16 protein-coding genes are annotated in these 18,026 nt (G+C 25.6%); 11 read left to right on the forward strand and 5 right to left on the reverse strand.

Annotation, left to right across the window (positions count from 1 at the left end):
• The first annotated feature begins 2 nt into the window (after positions 1-2).
• Positions 3-275 carry a Smr/MutS family protein gene (locus ACJA25_RS01710; RefSeq protein ID WP_406616117.1) on the forward strand — a complete coding sequence of 91 codons (273 nt, stop codon included), beginning with the start codon at positions 3-5 and terminating at the stop codon, positions 273-275.
• Here ACJA25_RS01710 and ACJA25_RS01715 read toward each other — a convergent pair.
• Together ACJA25_RS01715 and ACJA25_RS01720 are read right to left on the reverse strand one after the other, a co-directional pair.
• Positions 272-1,501, reverse strand: a complete 1,230-nt coding sequence (locus ACJA25_RS01715) for a hypothetical protein (RefSeq protein WP_406616119.1) — start codon at positions 1,499-1,501, stop codon at positions 272-274. The two genes, ACJA25_RS01710 and ACJA25_RS01715, sit on opposite strands and share 4 nt — an antisense overlap.
• Entirely contained in the window at positions 1,501-1,854 is a 354-nt protein-coding gene (locus tag ACJA25_RS01720) for a hypothetical protein (RefSeq protein WP_406616121.1), read from the reverse strand. Before ACJA25_RS01720 ends, ACJA25_RS01715 begins: the two co-directional genes overlap by 1 nt.
• A 118-nt stretch (positions 1,855-1,972) precedes the next feature.
• On the opposite strand from ACJA25_RS01720, the gene ACJA25_RS01725 reads away from it, so the two are divergent.
• The 5 genes from ACJA25_RS01725 to ACJA25_RS01745 all read left to right on the forward strand — a co-directional run bounded on the left by ACJA25_RS01725 (position 1,973) and on the right by ACJA25_RS01745 (position 9,662).
• Positions 1,973-3,622, forward strand: a complete 1,650-nt coding sequence (locus tag ACJA25_RS01725) for an MAG3090 family protein (protein ID WP_406616123.1) — start codon at positions 1,973-1,975, stop codon at positions 3,620-3,622.
• 133 nt (positions 3,623-3,755) lie between these two features.
• On the forward strand, positions 3,756-5,099 hold the full coding sequence (locus tag ACJA25_RS01730) for a glycine--tRNA ligase (protein WP_406616181.1): 1,344 nt from the start codon (positions 3,756-3,758) through the stop codon (positions 5,097-5,099).
• Positions 5,100-5,130: 31 nt separating this feature from the next.
• Positions 5,131-6,972, forward strand: coding sequence for a DNA primase (gene dnaG / locus ACJA25_RS01735; RefSeq protein WP_406616125.1), 1,842 nt, complete (start codon positions 5,131-5,133; stop codon positions 6,970-6,972).
• Positions 6,944-8,428: an RNA polymerase sigma factor gene (locus ACJA25_RS01740; RefSeq protein WP_406616127.1), complete on the forward strand. Its 1,485-nt coding sequence runs from the start codon at positions 6,944-6,946 to the stop codon at positions 8,426-8,428. The genes dnaG and ACJA25_RS01740 overlap by 29 nt, the downstream gene beginning before the upstream one ends.
• 136 nt (positions 8,429-8,564) lie before the next feature.
• Positions 8,565-9,662 (forward strand): hypothetical protein, encoded by a 1,098-nt coding sequence (locus ACJA25_RS01745; RefSeq protein WP_406616129.1) that lies wholly within the window; start codon positions 8,565-8,567, stop codon positions 9,660-9,662.
• On the opposite strand, the gene ACJA25_RS01750 is transcribed toward ACJA25_RS01745, so the two are convergent.
• Positions 9,655-10,905, reverse strand: a complete 1,251-nt coding sequence (locus ACJA25_RS01750) for a hypothetical protein (protein WP_406616131.1) — start codon at positions 10,903-10,905, stop codon at positions 9,655-9,657. The genes ACJA25_RS01745 and ACJA25_RS01750 overlap by 8 nt on opposite strands.
• A gap of 122 nt (positions 10,906-11,027) precedes the next feature.
• Here ACJA25_RS01750 and ruvA point away from each other — a divergent pair, with 122 nt between their 5' ends.
• The 3 genes from ruvA (at position 11,028) to secDF (ending at position 15,277) form a co-directional block, all read left to right on the forward strand.
• Positions 11,028-11,627, forward strand: a complete 600-nt coding sequence (gene ruvA, locus ACJA25_RS01755; RefSeq protein WP_406616133.1) for a Holliday junction branch migration protein RuvA — start codon at positions 11,028-11,030, stop codon at positions 11,625-11,627.
• Positions 11,608-12,591, forward strand: coding sequence for a Holliday junction branch migration DNA helicase RuvB (gene ruvB, locus ACJA25_RS01760; protein WP_406616135.1), 984 nt, complete (start codon positions 11,608-11,610; stop codon positions 12,589-12,591). Before ruvA ends, ruvB begins: the two co-directional genes overlap by 20 nt.
• Positions 12,592-12,655: 64 nt before the next feature.
• Positions 12,656-15,277 (forward strand): protein translocase subunit SecDF, encoded by a 2,622-nt coding sequence (gene secDF / locus ACJA25_RS01765; RefSeq protein WP_406616137.1) that lies wholly within the window; start codon positions 12,656-12,658, stop codon positions 15,275-15,277.
• A gap of 24 nt (positions 15,278-15,301) precedes the next feature.
• On the opposite strand, the gene ACJA25_RS01770 is transcribed toward secDF, so the two are convergent.
• Together ACJA25_RS01770 and ACJA25_RS01775 are read right to left on the reverse strand one after the other, a co-directional pair.
• Positions 15,302-15,763 carry an L-threonylcarbamoyladenylate synthase gene (locus ACJA25_RS01770; RefSeq protein WP_406616183.1) on the reverse strand — a complete coding sequence of 154 codons (462 nt, stop codon included), beginning with the start codon at positions 15,761-15,763 and terminating at the stop codon, positions 15,302-15,304.
• Positions 15,764-15,810: 47 nt separating this feature from the next.
• Positions 15,811-16,995, reverse strand: coding sequence for a phosphoglycerate kinase (locus ACJA25_RS01775; RefSeq protein WP_406616139.1), 1,185 nt, complete (start codon positions 16,993-16,995; stop codon positions 15,811-15,813).
• Between the two features lie 136 nt (positions 16,996-17,131).
• On the opposite strand from ACJA25_RS01775, the gene ACJA25_RS01780 reads away from it, so the two are divergent.
• Both ACJA25_RS01780 and ACJA25_RS01785 read left to right on the forward strand, forming a co-directional pair.
• Positions 17,132-17,428, forward strand: a complete 297-nt coding sequence (locus ACJA25_RS01780; protein ID WP_406616141.1) for a hypothetical protein — start codon at positions 17,132-17,134, stop codon at positions 17,426-17,428.
• A gap of 1 nt (position 17,429) precedes the next feature.
• On the forward strand, positions 17,430-18,020 hold the full coding sequence (locus ACJA25_RS01785; RefSeq protein WP_406616143.1) for a diadenylate cyclase: 591 nt from the start codon (positions 17,430-17,432) through the stop codon (positions 18,018-18,020).
• Positions 18,021-18,026: the final 6 nt, after the last annotated feature.

The following is an 18,026-nucleotide window of genomic DNA, read 5'->3' on the forward strand; positions in this document are numbered from 1 at the left end:
ATATGAAAATAGATTTACACGGTTTACAAATAGAAAGTGCTACACCAAAGATTACTTTAGCAATAGAAGAATTTTTAAATAGCAATAATTCAGAGCTTATTATCATCACTGGTAGAGGTACTGGCGCTCTAAAAGTAATAACCGAAAATATTCTAGATTCATATGTTGAATTAGAATATTTTCAGGAAAATAATGGTGGAGTATATAGAGTTACAAAAATCCAAAATGAAGAATCTGATCCGATTCCTATTGTTAGTCTAAAAGATTTTGATTAGTTTTCAATTAAAAATTTTTCAAATATAAAACTTCAATAAATAAATGAAATAAATATACCTAACGAAATATTTGAATTGTCTTCAAGAACAATTTTAAACATACAATTATTACCAATGTTTACTAAAATATCATTGGTAATTTCAGTGCTTTTTTCATTTATAGTACTTAAATTAACTGATCATAATTCTTTCAAGTTGTCATCATTTATAATGTCGTCACTTATTTTGTAGTCTAAGCTTTCATTTTCAACTATAAAATTAGTTAGAATAAGATTACTATTATTTTCAATTAAATGTTGTCCATAAGTAAAAAAGTCGTTTGGGTAATAAAAGTCCAAAGAAAAAATAGTTCCTCGATATAGTAAATTTCTATTTTCTGATAGTGTTTTTAATGAATGTTTTAAATATTGTTGATTTGTAGCGTTGACAATAATATTTTTTTCATTTTTAGAAATTAAATGATTGACTATATATGCGTATTGAAAAGCTAAGTTTTTGTCTAATTTAGCATTTAGTCATTCTTGCGAACCTTGTCTATAACCTTCAAGAACTTCTTCAATATTTACATTATCTATTAATAATAAAAACAAATTTATTTCAGAAAAAAATGAAAAATCATTAGGCAAAATGTTAGGAATGATTAAGACATTTTTTTCTGGGATATTTAAAAAAGAAAATTGATTTTCATACTTTTCTTTTCCAATTATGAAAATATTTTTTTTAAAATTATAATACCCATAATTTATTTGCAAAATGTTAATTAAATGCTTTGCAAAATTTAAAAAATCGTTGTTATTTTTTTTGAAATCCGAGAATAGCAAACCTATATTTTTTTTCTTCATTATTGTTTTAATGTATTGTAATTTTTCATTTAACACCAACGAAGTTTCTGATTCGCTTATAAAAATTATTTCAATTTTATTTTTAGAATCTAGTGAATTTTTGGTTAAAAAATTATGTGAAGATAAAAAATTATTCTTAGTTTTATCATTAGCAAAAACTATTAATGTTTCAATTTTTTGCTCATAAATCATAGAAGTGAAATCATACAAATATTGCAAAATTTGTTCATTAAAATTTGAAGCCAAATCGTGAAAATTAAAAATTTCAAAGTTTTTAACATCTTTGATTTTGATTCTTTTTATCAAATTTGCACTTCTTTTTTTTAATTCTTCATTCGAAAAATCAATATAAGAATTATAAGTTTTCAAAGTAAATTTTTTCATTATTCACCTTTTTTATAATCGTTTTCAACAATTCCATTCTCTTCGTATATATGTAATTTTAAATTTGTAAAACCATTTTTAGTTGGTTTAAAATGTTTAGCAAAAACTTTCTTACTTTTTATAACATTAACATGACGATATTTTATTTTGATAGTGTCAAATTTGTCTATTAATTTTTCAATTGAAATTTTGTTTCCGATGGCAAAATCTTCAACTCAATTTATAGTTTTACTATACAAAAAGTGATTTTTTAGGATTGTTAAAACCTCATTTTTTTCTGTGATTAATGACACAGAATCTTTAGTTATATCCTTAACAACACAGATAAATTTTTGGTTATTATTTTTTTTCATTCTAGTTAAAATTATATATGTTATATCTTTTATTTATTTATATAATATATATTATTAAAATATTAAATATGAATTTAAGTAGTTCAACTATAAATTTCAATATTTTTTGGAGAAGCATATGAAAAGATTAAATTGTTTATATGAAAACAAAAAAGATAAAAAATACCCTTGATTATTGAAACACCCAAAAATTAAAGACGGTTTGGCAAAGTTCCAAACCAGACAACAAGCTATCGATTGATTTTTATCACTAGATATGGAAGTTGCTTTATGATTTCAAAATGATAAGAAAATTTTCGATGGCCAATTAACTTCTGACTTTGATGAAGAAAAATTTAGCTACTACATCAAAACAGGTGGTTTTGATGGTGGAGCAACCTATGAACAATGTTGTGATGAATTTTTCATAAATCCATCTGAATTTACAAGAAACAGATATTCAGAACACGAAAGAATTAGAAATTTAGATTTTGTACTACTAAATGATCCTAAAACTTATTTTCCACCTGAATTTGAAATCATCAAAAAAGCTAAAAAAGAGATGGTCGATGTTGAAGCAATTAAAAATGCTTATCAAGCACAAATTGATTCGTTGTTAATACAAATGAATGACCAATCAAATGATGCTCAAAAAGCAATGGAAGAATTAAAAGCTGAAATTGAGAAAAAAGATAGTAACTTCATTGAAATGCGTAAATCAATGGAAAGATTGAAGAACAACATAAAAGTTACTGAAGGAATTCATTATTGTCGTTATATTAACCTTGATGAAAGCGAATTCTTAGGTGCTATTGGTTTATATGTTGAAAAATTAAATAAGATTAAACCTACCATTTATGGTAAAAGAGTTTCTTCAAAAGATTTTAACTTAATTAAAAATAACTTTGCTAATGTTGAATTTGAAGTTAATACAATATTAAACAATAATAACTTCGAACACTTAAAAACTTTAAAAAGACTATTTAAAGAATTTGCTAAAGTAAGCACAGAAATTATGTCAATTCTTGTTGAAGATCCAACAGTTATTGATTCACCATTATATAGAGCATATGCGAAAGATGAAAAAACCGGACTATATAGCTCACTTTCATGAGAAACTTCATATGTAATTATGAACTACAAACATATAGGATTTGTGGAATATGAAGATTACCCTTATGCAATTTCATATTTATCAGAAAATGTTGTTAACAACTTCATGATATTAACTGATGAAGAAGAAAATGAAGCAACTTCTAATGAAAAACCAGTTATGGTTGAAGAAGAAATAGAAGTTATCGAAGAAAAACCTTACGTTGAACAGAAAGAAAATAAAGAAGAAATGAAAAAGAACAAGCAAGAAGAAAAACCACAACCTGTTGTTGAAGAAGTAGTTCAAAAACCAGTTGAAATGCCTAAACAAGAAGAACCACAAGTTGAAAAACCAATTGAAACTCAACCAATTATTAATCGTCAAGATCAATTATTGGTTCCAGAACCAATTGTAAATAATAATACTAGTCAATTTGTTCCTGCGCCGCAAGTTACACAATTCCCAACAATGGCAATGCAATCAAATATAATGCCATTTAATGCTATGCCACCTGCTGTACCAACAATGGCGATGCCAACTCCAATTGTTCAAAACGCAGAAGAAGAAACACCTGATAAGACTAATATTTTTAGAATTTTAGCTATTGTTTTTGGTGTGGCTACTTTAGTATTCACAGTTTTAATTATTTTAGCTTGTCTTCAAATTTTTGGAGAAATAACTATTTTTAACTTTTAATAAATACCATTAATGAAAACACTTTTGTTTATACAATAAATAAACTTTAATAAAGTGTTTTTATTTATTTAATTACGATAAAAATAAACTAATTAAATGAAAGAAATCTATGAAAAAAAATAATGAAAAAAATATGCAGGAAATAGTTAATCACTTGAAAAATACAGGTTTTGTATTTCAAGGTTCAGAAATTTATGGTGGATTAGCTAATACTTGAGATTATGGACCTTTAGGTTCATTGTTAAAAGATAATTTAGCAAGTCAATGAAAAAAATATTTTATTTTTAGTAAAACCAATTCATTCTTAATCGATTCTAAAATATTAATGAATCCTAGAGTTTGAATAACTTCAGGTCACGTTAGCAATTTTAATGATCCTTTAATTGAAAACAAAGTTAATGGTAAAAGATATAGAGCAGATAAATTAATTTGTGAACATAATCCTAATATTATTCCTGAAACTATGACTTTCGAACAAATGGAAGAATATATTAGAAAAAATATTCCTACATATGAAAATGAAAAAACTTCTTGATCAGCTATTAGAAAATTTAATTTAATGTTCGAAACTAAACAAGGGGTTATCGAAGATAATAAAAACTTAATTTATTTACGTCCAGAAACTGCTCAAGGGATTTTTGTAAATTTTAAAAATGTTCAAAGAATAACAAGATCGAAATTACCAATGATAGTTGGTCAAATCGGTAAAAGTTTTAGAAATGAAGTTACACCTGGTAATTTTATATTTAGAACTAGAGAATTTGAACAAATGGAAATTGAAGTCTTTTGCCACCCAAAAGAAGCTTCAAAAATTTACAAAGAATACATAAAATCAGTTAAAGACTTTGTTTTATTTTTAGGAATCAATAAAACCAACATAAGAGTAAGAGAACATCAAAAAGAAGAACTTTCACACTATTCAAAAGGTACTACTGATATCGAATATATGTTTCCATTTGGTTGGGGAGAATTATTGGGAGTAGCAAACAGAGGAGATTTTGATTTAACCTCACACAAAAATGCTACTAATGAAAATCTAGATTATTTAGACCCTATTACAAATGAAAAATTTATTCCTTGAATTATTGAACCATCAATTGGTCTAGATAGACTTATGCTTGCAGTTTTAATTGATTCATATGATGTTGAAAAAATAGATGATAGCGATGAAAGAATTGTCTTACGTTTAGATAAAAAATTATCTCCTTACAAAATAGCGGTTTTACCTTTAGTTAAAAAACTAAATGATAAAGCAGATTCAATTTTTAAAGATCTATTAGCAAAAGATATTATTGCTACCTATGATGAAAGTGGTTCAATAGGAAAAAGATATAGAAGACAAGATGCAATTGGTACTCCATATTGTGTTACTGTTGATTATGACACTTTAAATGATAATATGGTGACTATTAGAGATAGAGACACTATGAAACAAGAAAGAATTCATATCGAAAAAATAATTGAATATCTTAAATAAGACACATTATTTACTTTTTTAGGGTTTAAAAATGAAAAAATATTTACCAAATGAAATTATTCAACAAATAATTCACGAAAATAAAATTGAAAAAATAATTAGTGAATTTCTTCCTATTCAAAAATTTGGAAGAAATTTTCGTGCTATTTGTCCTTTTCATTCGGATACAAATCCTTCCCTTAGCATTGATGTTAATAAACAAATTTTTAAATGTTTTGTTTGTTCAACTGGTGGAAATGTAATTTCATTTGTTTCTAAATATAAAAAATATTCATTTTTAGATTCGATAAAATTTTTGTCAGAAAAAATTAATTTAGATATTGATTTTACTGAATATGATAATCCAGCAAATAATAAATATAATGAAGAACAATTAAGTACTCTAGAAATACTAGATAAAATAAATTCTTATTTTATATTCCAATTTGAAATTTTGCCACTAGATGATCAAGTTAGAGCATATTTTAAAAAAAGAGAAATAGATTTTGAAATTATTAGAACTTTTAATATAGGTTATGCTCCTGAAAATGGAGTTCCCGATTCTTTTATAAAAAACTATGGTAATGAAAAATTACTTAATGCTGGTTTATTAAATGAGCACTTTTATCCATTTTTCAAAAATCGAATGACTTTTGCAATTAAAAATGAATTCGATGAAATTGTTGGTTTTTCAGCAAGAACATTAAATGATGAAAAACCAAAATACATCAACTCACCTGAAAGTGTATTTTTTAAGAAAAATTCTCTTTTATACAATTATTCTTTAGCTAAAGAATATATCAATGAGAAAAAGCAAATAATTATTACCGAAGGTTTTTTTGATGTAATAGCTTTATGAAAGGCAAACATTAAAAATGTTGTTTGTTTAATGGGAACAGCACTAACCGAAAATCATTTACATTTATTAAAAAATAATGAAGTAATCCTATTTTTAGATGGTGATTTGCCAGGTATTCAAGCAGCCTTAAGATCATTCATTTTTTTATCTAAAAATAAAATTAGAACTAAAATTGTTAAAAATTCAACAAGATTAGACCCGGATGAAATTAGAAAAAATAATGGTGATAAAGTCCTACAAGAATATATAAATAATTCAGTATTAGGAATTGATTTTGTATATCAATATCTAATTGATTTATACGAATTAAATATAAATAAAGATTACAATAAAATATTTTCTTTTCAAGAAGACTTTGCTAAATATATTGTTTTAGAAAATAAAAGAGTACAAGAATATTTTGTTGAAGACTTTAATAAAAAATTTAACTATAGACTAGATTTTGGTAAAACAGCACCAAGTAATGAAAATATAAACAATTTGCATTTAGAAAAATATCCAAGTGTTGAACCAAAACAAGAATCAAAATATATTGCTAAAAAATATGACAATTTTTTTCAAAAAAGAGATTATGATCCCACAAATTGAGTTAAATGATTATTATTAGTGTTAATAAATTGTCCTGAATTAATAAGTGATTATAGACAATTGAAACAAGAAAAAGAAATTATGTTAAAAATCGATAATGATTATTACAACTATAGCAATATTATTCTAAATAATGATCCCGAAGGCAAAGAGTTTCTAAATTTAAAAGATAAATTGAACAATTTATTTAATGATATAATAAAAAGCAATAGTTTTGCCTCTGTGATAAGCAAGAAAAATGCCTATTTAAAACAAGATTTTAAGGAAATTTTTATAAAAGCAAAAAAACAATGTGATGATTTATTTAGTGAAGAAATAAAAAAAACAGCAGAAAATAATTTTATAAATGATGCTTCTGATGATATAGCGAAACCATTTTTTAATGAAGCTAGAAGTGTAGCTAATGATAGGAGAAATGATGAAAGAAGAGAAAGAACAAAAAAATAATAGTATAAAAATTGTTGTTGACAATATTAAAAAATGGGTTAAAACCAAAGATAAAGAAAAATTATCACAATCAGAAGTTTATGAATTTTTGGATGAACATAATTTAGAGTTAGATGAAGAAAGTTTAGAAACCTTTTTTGAAAAACTATACAAAAGTGATTTAATTTCTCCTGATGCTGATGAAGGTGATTTAGATTTAGTTGATGAAGAAGACTTAGAAGAAGAATTGCCTGATGATTTTAGAAAAGAAAGTAAAAATTCTAAAAACAAAAAGAATAAAAATATTTATGAAGAAGATTTTGATTCTAACTCTGATGTTGATTCGTACTTTTTAGAAGCTGGTTATGACGATTATGACGAAACTTCTGAATATGATCTAGATGATTATGACGATGATGAAGACGAAGATGAAGAAGATGAAGAAGAAAATTATAAAAAAGATGAAGAAGAAGAAAAACCAAAAAGAAAACGTAAAAATGATGATTTAGAATTAGAAGATTACGATGATGAAGTAATTGACTTATCTGCTAATAGTGAAGAAAAAATTAAGGCTAAAGAGTTAAGAAATAAATTAACCGAAACCAATGATATTGTTAAATGATATATGCGTTGAATTGGTAAATACGGTCAATTGCTAACTTCAGAGCAAGAACAAAAACTAGCTATGGAAATGGACAAAGGTGGTTTCCGTGGTAAAAGAGCTAGAGATAAATTAATTAAAAGAAATTTACGTTTAGTTATAAATAATGCTAAAAAATACAAAAATAGAGGACTAAGCTTTATTGATTTAATATCAGAAGGTAATTCTGGAATTGTTAAAGCAGTTCAAAAATATGATGTAACCAAAGGTTTTAAATTCTCAACTTATGCCACATGATGAATTCGTCAAGCAATCACTAGAGCAGTAGCGGATCAGGCTAGAACCATTAGAGTTCCTGTACATATGGTAGAAACCATTAATAAGATAACCAAAATTGAAAGAGAATTGCAACAAGAAAAAGGTGTTGAACCTACAGATGAAGAAATTGCAAAAAGATATGGTAATGGTTATACAGCTGACAAAGTTAGATACATTAGAAAAATAAACATCGATCCTATTTCTTTAGATAAACAAATAGGTAAAGAAAATGATTCAGCCTTTTCAGACTTTGTTAAAGATGAAAGTGTTGTAAGCCCTAATGAATACGCTTCACAAGAACAATTAAGTGAAAAAATTGAAACATTATTGAGAGATAATTTGGATATGGAAGAATACCAACTAATTTGTAAAAGATATGGTGTTGGTACTGATGAAACAGGTCAAAAATATCGTCAATATTCTTTAGATGAATTAGCCAAAGAACGTGGAGGCGTTTCTAAAGAAAGAATTAGACAAATTGAAAATAAAATTTTAAGAAAACTTAAAAACAGTAGCAAAAACGGTGGAAAGTTTTTAAAAGATTATTTAAAAAATTAATTTTATCTTATCAAAATTTTCTATGCTTAAACAAGCATAGATTTTTTAATAACTTAAAGTAGTAATCAAAAGTAAATTATGAAATTATTAATTTTTGAATTAAAATTAATATTATTAAAAATTTATGGAGCAATAAATGAAATTCATAAGAAAAAAACTATTGTTAGCTAGTTCAGCAGTGCTTCTTGTTGCACTACCAAGTATTTCAGTGAATTGTCACAACACAAGCAAACTTAAAAAAATTGAAAATAATATTAATGATGTATTAACAAATGATGAATATTACAAAAGTATTTTAAACATCATTAATTACAATTATCCTGATCAAAAAACTTTAATTTCACAAGGTTATGTAAATTTGAAAAATGATCAAATTAGAAAGTTTAACAATACTAGAATTGTTCTTTTTTCTAAGAAATTTAATGAAAGATTTAACGATGTCATTTTAACCAAAGCACATAAATTTTTAACCGAATTTGGTTGTACAGATGAAGAAATTGCGAATATAGTTTTAGCTGCTACTAATATAGAAAAATCAAAAGAGACTATTGAAAAATGAAAAATTTTTGAAGTTGTAAAAACTAGAAATAAGAAAATTAATGAATTATCGAATGATGAACTTGAAGCAATTGAAGAAAGTATTGAATCAAAAAGTACGTTTAAAAAAATAGAAGAAATTAAAGAAAAATTTGTACCTTCATTCGTTAAAAAATATAGTGAAAAATTATTTGAAGATTTTTTCAAAAATAACTATAAAAAAGACGAAAACAACAAAATTGAAACAGATAAAAAACTAATAAATATCGACCTATTTAAAGAGTATTTATCAAATGTTTTATTTAATGGTTTTATTTCTTTAAATAACACAATTTTAAATAGCTTATATATTTCTGGGCCAATTTTAAAAGTTAAAAACCCTTACCTTAATCAAGATGCGCTTTACAACAATTTTAATAACTATATATTAAAAGCTACATTTGAGCAAGCACAAGAAAATTGATTTATTTCAAAAGAAAAAATTAAAGAACTTAAATTAGATTCAATAGCAAATGAACAATATTTAGAAAAATTATTCAAAAGCATTAAAGAGTATCTTTTTGAAAAATCTAAAATTATTACAATTAAAGAACACCAATTTATTGCTTTTAAACTAAATCAAATAATTTCAGAATTTATTTTAAAAATTTCTAAACTTAACATTGATGCTACAGAAACATTATTAAGATTTACATAATTTGATAAAGCTTTTGCAAATCAGTTTTAATTCCTTGTCATTCTCTGAGAATATTTTTCTTTGAGGAATTAGTTATATTAAATTCATAGTATGCTGAATTATGTGAGAAGATACCAATTATTTGGTATCTATTTGTTCATATCTTTTTAAATTTTGCATTTAAAAAGAAATTTTTTTCTTTTATGTCATCTATTGTTTTAAAACCTTTTTGTATTTGCTCATTTAGTTTAACGAAGTTATGTTGTTTTAAATTAGTAATAACCATAGTTGGATTACATTTTTCTGAATGACTTCTATTTTTTAATACCAAGGTGTTATCTACAAATTCCCAATTAGAATAATAACTAGGAAAAGGAATTTGTAATTTGCCTAAATTAACCAATGAATTTCTCATCAAATAGCTATCGTAAAGGTTATTATCAATTATTTTTTCTAACACTTGATCATCATCTTTTTCTCATTTTTTATCTTTTATATTTTTATAAATTAATTTTGGAAGACTTAAATATCTTTTTTCTTCTGTAATTTCTGCTAGTCTTTCAATATGAAAAACTGATTCAAATTGTGATCATCTTTCTAACATAGTTGTTTTTCTATATGTGGTTCAAAAATTTCAAATATTAAATAGTGCTTTATTGTAAATATCTTGCAAATCGAATTCAAAATTGTTTCATGGAAAGATATTTTCTATTTTTACTTCTTTGATATTTAATTGGTCATCAAAAAAATCATTGATATGTTTTATACCAATAGGTGTTGCAATTTCATTTTCGTTTAAAATAGGCAAAAAGTTTCAATGACTTTTGTCAAAATAACCTTTTTTATATTTTTTAATTTTTGGTTTTAAAATTTCTAACTGTCCTTTTGCATATTCTTTAAAGTAATTTTGTAATTGCTTAAAGTCTTCATGAAAATAGTAGCTAGTTGGATCTTGAATATCATAATTAGTTAAAAAACGTTCACACAGTTGTTCAATTTTACTTAATGCTAGTTTGTGATATCCAGGTCCAAATTTTGATGTGTTACATTTTATATAACAATCGTTATCAAAATAAATAAAGAAAATAAGAGACGCAGAATTTCAAATTGATATTTTAATTTCAACTCCTTCATCTTCGAATAATTCAATTGATAAAATTCTTAGCATATTTTCTAAACAAAATTCTCTTATATCATCTATTAACAATCCTTCTATTTCATCTATAACTATTCCAGTTACTGTTATTTCTATATTATTTCCCATATTAATATATGTACGTTTTTTGCAAAAATCTTAAAAATTTTTTAAAAATATTTTTTTTATTTGTTTTTTGCATTATTTTTGTTTTTGTATTTTTTTGACTATATATAAATGTGGAGGAAAAAATGATTTTATACAGAATTGGTGAACTACTTTATAAAAACAACAATAATGTAGTTTTTGAAAGTCAAGGAATTGGATATTCAATTACAGTTCCAGACATTAAAAGATTCGAAAATAATACAAAAATGAAAATGTATATTTTTGAAATAGAAAATGATTTTTACAAAGGCACATATGGATTTAAAGATTTTAAAGAAAGACTTTTATTCAAAGATTTAATTTCAATTAATGGAATTGGACCAAGAGTCGCTTTTAATATCTTAAATTATGGATGAGAAAAATCAGCTAATTTAATAGCATTAAACAACATTGAGGAATTAACCAAAATTCCATATTTAAATCCCAAAATTGCTAGAAATATAGTTATTGAATTACAAGATAAATGAAGCAAATTATTAAATTTATCAGATACTGAGGTCAAAAATAATATTAACAATCCTAATTTCAATGAAATTAGAGAAACATTGAAAATGTTAGGTTTTAAAAGCAAACAAATTGAATATGCTCTTCAAAAAGTTGAAGTTTCTTCAGATGTAGAAAAAATGATTGAATCTGCAATCAAAATAATTGCGGAAAATAAAAATGAATCAACAATTGCTTAATCTTAGACCAAATAATTTTAATGATTTTATAGGTCAAGAAAAATTAAAATCAACATTAGAAACAATGATTTTTTCTGCTAAAAAGCAACAAATCCCGTTAGATCATATATTGCTTTATGGACCTCCTGGTACAGGAAAAACGACTTTAGCATCTATAATTTCTGAACAGGTTGGTGCTAGAATTCACTATTTACAAGGTAGTTTATTAGATAAAAAATCAGATATTTTATCTATTTTTGCTAATGTTCAAGAAAATGACATTATTTTTATTGATGAAATTCATAGCATCAACAAAAACTTGGAAGAACTTATTTATAACGCGATGGAAGATTTTAAAATCGATTTAATTTTAGGTCCGGACGGTAATTCCAAAGCAATTAGAATGAAGTTAAAACCATTTACATTAATAGGTGCTACTACAAGGTTAAATTTGCTTTCTCAGCCATTAAAAGATAGGTTTGGTTTAAAAGCACATATATCCAATTACACAATTATGGATATAGAGAAAATAATTAATAAATCAAAGCAAAAAATGAATATTGTTCTTGAAAAAGGCGTGGTTAATTTAATTGCAAAATATTCTCGTTTTACACCTAGAATTGCTAACAATTTATTAAAAAGAATTAATGATTTTTCAATTAGAAAAAATGAAAAAACTATTTCAATCGCAACTGTAGTTGAGACATTTAAGCACATTGAATTGTTTGAAAATGGACTAAATAGAGAGCACTTAGATTATTTAAAATTACTAATTGATGTATTCGACGAAAAGTGAGCTTCTTTAGATTCGATTGCTGGCATATTAAATAATTCCAAAGAACTTTTAATAAATGAAATCGAGCCAATATTGTTAAATCTTAAACTAATAGAAAAAAGTTCAAGAGGGAGAAGAATAACAATTTTAGGCATAGATTACTTGCTAAAAAACAAAAATGCGAATTTAAATAATGAATTTTATGCCTAGACATATCAATATTAGCTATTAATTAATATATAAATAAGTAAAAATATAGTATTATTTTTAACATATGAAAAATAGAATTAAACAAGCGTTTGCTTCTTTTTTTAGTTTAACTAATTGGAAAAGATGATTGATTATTTCCATAACATTTATAGCTACAATATTAGCTATTGTTTTTGGTTCACGTTTTTTTATTGCTAAAAACATAAATAAATCTGTTGAATATGGTGGCGGATTACAAATCATCGCAAAGATGGAGAGAGTTAATAAAAAAGATACTTCTCCGATTTCATCTAAAGATGAAGAAAATGTTGCTAATGCCTTATTTGAACGTTTGACAGGTGGAACAGGTCTTATAGGTACAAACGTTATTGCTGAAGGTGATGGTCGTTTGAGAATTACCAAAAATGGTTCTACTTTTGAAAGGGATAAAAGAGAATTTGAAAGATTAATAACTACTAAACCATCATTGATTTTGACAGATAATCAAATGAAACCATTATTTTTAGATGGAAAGTTTAGAAATGATTTATCTTTAGATCAATTTGAAACAAAAGATTGATTTAGATTTGCTTCTCCTTTAAAACCTAATGGTGCTAAATTGATTTATTCATCAAATAAACCAGCGGTTAGTGTTGATTTATTAGATGAAGAGGCAGAAAAAGAATTTACCAAAGCAACTGCTTACATTGCGGAAAAACAAAATTGAAATGATAAACAATTGTTATTTTGAAACAATTTAGATGAGCTTAAAAATATTGCGGAAAAGAATTATCCAAAAGAATGACAAGATTCAGGTAAAAATTTCTTTAAATTTGTTCACGTAAATAACAATACCCAACCACAAAACGATCCTCAAAACCCTGGAAAACAAATTCCACCAGTTTTGAAATCAAATAGTATTAATGCTAGAAGATATTTAATTTCTAACGTTTCTGTATGATATCCATTACAAACTCGTTCATTTGTTATTAGATCTGAAAATTTCACTGTTTCTGACGCTAAGCAAATGGTAGCGAATATGAATTATGGTTCTTCTGAATATACCTTAACAACAGTTTCTTCAAGTTGAACAAGTCCAGAGTTAAAAAATAATAATGCCTTTGAACTTGCTATGCTTGCAGGAGCAATTGTATTTGGTTTAATTGCTATTTTTATGATTGTCAATTATGGGCTTTTAGGAATTATTAGTTCACTATCAATTGCTCTATATATGTTCTTAACGTTAATGCTTTATACAGGGCTAGGTGGAGAATATTCTCCTTCAATGATAGCGGCCTTGATAATTGGTATAGGAATTTCTGTCGATTCTAACATCATTACTTTCGAACGACTGAAGGATGAAGTTTATGGAGGAGACTCAATTAAAAAAGCATATAAGAACGCTAATAAATTGTCGCTTTCTTCCATTCTAGATGCTAATATTACTACGTTAATTGTTTCATTTATTTTGTTCTATTTTGGTAATGCGCAAGTTAAAAGCTTTAGTATTACGTTAATCTTTTCAGTAATGTTTATTTTGATTTCTATGCTTCTTTTTACCAAGATGCTAACTTCATTATTGTTAAATATGAGTATTTTTGATACTAAATTATGACTATTAGGAATTCATAAAAAATATATTGATAAAACCAAATCGAAAACTACATGATACAAAAGTTTTAACTATGTTAAAAATTCAAAATGATTTTTAACTGCTTCAGCTTCATTGATTGGTATTGGAGTTATAGTATTTATTGTTTTTGCTTCAATTAACAAAAACATTGCTGATGGATTTAATCGTTCATTCGCTTTTAAAGGTGGATTAGACGTTTTAATTAAAAACAATGAATTTTCAGGTATTTTAGAAAAATCTAAAGTTGATGAAATCGTTAAATATGTTAATAACCATGCTACAGAATGAGGTATCGATCCAAAGAACTTAATTATTAAAGAATCTATAGCTGATACCACATCAAATAACTATCTTTTAAATATTAAAACTGATAAGAATACTTTTGATCCAACTATAATGATTTCTCAACTAAAAAATAACTTTTCTGGTTTAGAAATTATTCATCATACAATTTCTAATAATGATGCTAAAAAATTAATCATTAATGCAGTTATAGCAATTTCAATTTCATTCTTAGGAATTCTAATTTACACCTTAGTAAGATTTAAGTGAACTTATTCATTAGCAATTTTAATTGGTCTTTTACATATCGCAGTTGCTTCTATTGCCTTTATCGCAATCATAAGAGCTGAATTATCACCAATAATAGTTGCTGCAGTGCTATCAATTGTTGCCTTTTCAATTAATGATTCAGTTATTGTTTTTGATAGAATTAAGGAAATTCTACGTACTAAATGACATGATGAAATTCTTGATAGAAACCAAATTAGAGAAATAGCAAACCAAGCCATTGGTGATGTTATTAAAAGAAGTTTTTACACCACATTAACAACTGTTGGATCAATTATCGTTTTATTAGCATTTGGTAATGCTACTGATATATGATTTAACTTAGTAATGATTTTTGGTTTATTAATTGGTTCATATACTTCATTATTTATTTCGGTATGAATTTGAACTGGTTTAGAAACAAGAAGACAAAAAATTATTTTAAATCATCAAAAAAACCATTATTGAAATTTTGAAAAACACGATGAACAAGTATTTAACGGAATCAATGATTTCGTAGCATAAAAAAAGGAACCCAGTCGTTCCTTTTTATTTTCTTTTTATAGTTTCGTTTGTATCTAAATTAATGATAGTGCTTGGAACATTTGAACCTTTTCCAAAATCATAAACTTGTTTAATTTTCGGAAAAATGTCATTAGCTTGTGATAGTTCAATTGGTTTTTGACCCGATAAATTAGCGCTTGTTACATACATTGGACCATTTTTTAATAAAAAGTCCAATAGCAATTTATTATTAGGCATTCTAAAACCTTGATCATTAATGATTATTGAATAGTTTCCTGGTCAATATTTTAAAGCAACTTCGGTTGCCTTTTGGTTTCATTGTTTAAATTCTTGTGCTTGTTTTAAAGAACCAACCAAAATCATAATCTTTTTTTCTAGTGGTCTGTTTTTTAAATAAAATAGAGCATCCAAAGTTTCTTGACAAACAGGTCCACCAATTCCGTTTACTGTGTCAGTAGTACAAAAGAAAATATTTTCAAAATTTAAATTTGACTTCATAAATTCCAATAAAAAAATAGGATAACCTATTTTAATTATTTTTCTTGAATTGCTTCAATTCCTGGTAAAGGTAATCCTTCAAGTAATTCTAAGCTAGCACCACCACCAGTTGAAATGTGTGAAAATTGAGATTCCATTTCTAATTTTTCTACGGCAGCAGCACTATCACCACCACCTACTACTGAATAACAACCTTTTAATTTTGCAATTGCTTGAGCAATAGCTAATGTACCAGTTCTATAGTTGTTAAATTCTGTAACTCCCATAGGTCCATTTCAAATAATAGTTTTAGCACCGATTAAACTTGAAGTAAATAAAGTTCTAGTTTTTGGACCAATGTCTAATCCCATTAAATGTACAGGAATATCTTTTTCTGCGATTTCAGGTTTAATATCAGCAAATTCTGGCGCACATAAATTATCTACAGGTAGAATAATTTTGTCTTGGTTTGCTTCATAGAAGTTTTTAGCAAATTCTAAATAATCGTTTTCTACTAATGAAGTACCAATTTGATATCCTAATGCCTTTTTAAAGGTGTAAGCCATACCTCCACCAATTAGCACTTTATCAACTTGTGTGATTAGTTTTTCAAGTATTTTGATTTTATCGCTAACTTTTGCTCCACCTATAATTGCTACATAAGGATGAGCTGGATTAACAACTAATTTAGATAAAGCATTTAGTTCTTTTTCAACTAAATAACCAATCGCTGATTCCTTAATGTGTTTTGAGATTCCAACATTTGAAGCATGTTCACGGTGTGCTGTTCCAAAAGCGTCGTTGATAAAAACATCACCTAATGATGCTCAATATGCACCCAATTCTTCATTGTTCTTACTTTCTGCTTTATCGTTTAAATCTTCAAATCTAGTATTTTGAACTAATAAAACATCTCCGTTTTTCATTTCAGCAATCGCTTTTTCCAATTCTTTTCCTCTTGTTTGATCAACAAAAATGATTGGTTTTTTTAATAAACGAGCTAATTCATTTGAAATGGGTAGCAAGCTTTTTTTGCTTTTATCGCTCTCTTCTTTAATTCTCCCCAAATGAGAAAATAAAATTAATTTTCCACCTGATTTAATAACTTTTTCAATTGATGGTAAAGAAGCAACGATTCTTTTATTTGAAGTTATAACACCATCTTTGATAGGAACATTAAAATCAACTCTCATCAAAACTTTTTTGTTAGTTAAAACTAAATCATCAATAGTTTTTTTCATTTGAACTCCTTTGTTATTTCATTCATATTTAAATTATTATATATTATAAAATTTATTACAATATAATTAATGAGAATTGATAGAAAATCAAAATAAAATTTCGTTTTAATTATCTATGTGCTAGGAGTTGATATTAATGGATAAACAAAATGATGAATTTCAAAAGAAAATTGAAGAAAGAAGACAATTGCTTATTGAACTTCATAAGCAAAATCAAGAAGAACTAAAACATCCTAGTTTAATAACTGAAGATGATGAACCCATTCATAAAGAATGTCAAGATTTTGGTTGCTTAATTAAGAAAAAAGAAACCATGAGCAAAAAAGAATATTACTGAGCAATTGCTACTAAATTTTTAATTATTTCTGCCGTTCTTTTAGTAATTATTGCATTATTGATGATTGGTTATTTGATTACAAAGAGGGTTGCATAGTATGCAAAATAACAACATTTTAGTTAACACTATTATTTCGAGTGTTTCATTATTTTTAATTTTATGCATCATTTTATTTTTCTTAATAAAAACTATTTACAATAGTTCAAAAAGACTTACAAAAACTAATTATGAAAAATTAGGTAAAAGTACTCAAATTAGATTAATCAACCAATTACGTGAAACCGTGCAAGTTTTATCGGAAACTAAAACTGGGGCTTTGATTACAATTGAAAACAATGACAATATTGACAATTTGAGAACTGATGGTATTGTTTTAGATGCTAATATTAGTTCAAGTTTATTGATCTCAATTTTCAATAAAAATTCTCCACTACATGATGGAGCAGTAGTAATAAGAAATAATAAAATCTTTTATGCGGCTACATTTTTTAAAATTACTAGAAAATCTATTGACAATCATTTTGGTTCTAGACACCGTGCTGCTATGGGGATATCAGAAATGTGTGATGCTGTAACCATTATTGTTTCGGAAGAAACAGGAGATATCAAATTAGTTAAAAACGGAATTTTCTACAATGTAAGAATTGAACAATTCCAAGAACAGTTAATAAAATATCTTAAAAACTAAACATAC

This window comes from Mycoplasmopsis hyopharyngis (genome assembly GCF_045276885.1).
GTDB classification, from domain to species: Bacteria; Bacillota_I; Bacilli_A; order Mycoplasmatales; family Metamycoplasmataceae; genus Mycoplasmopsis; species Mycoplasmopsis hyopharyngis.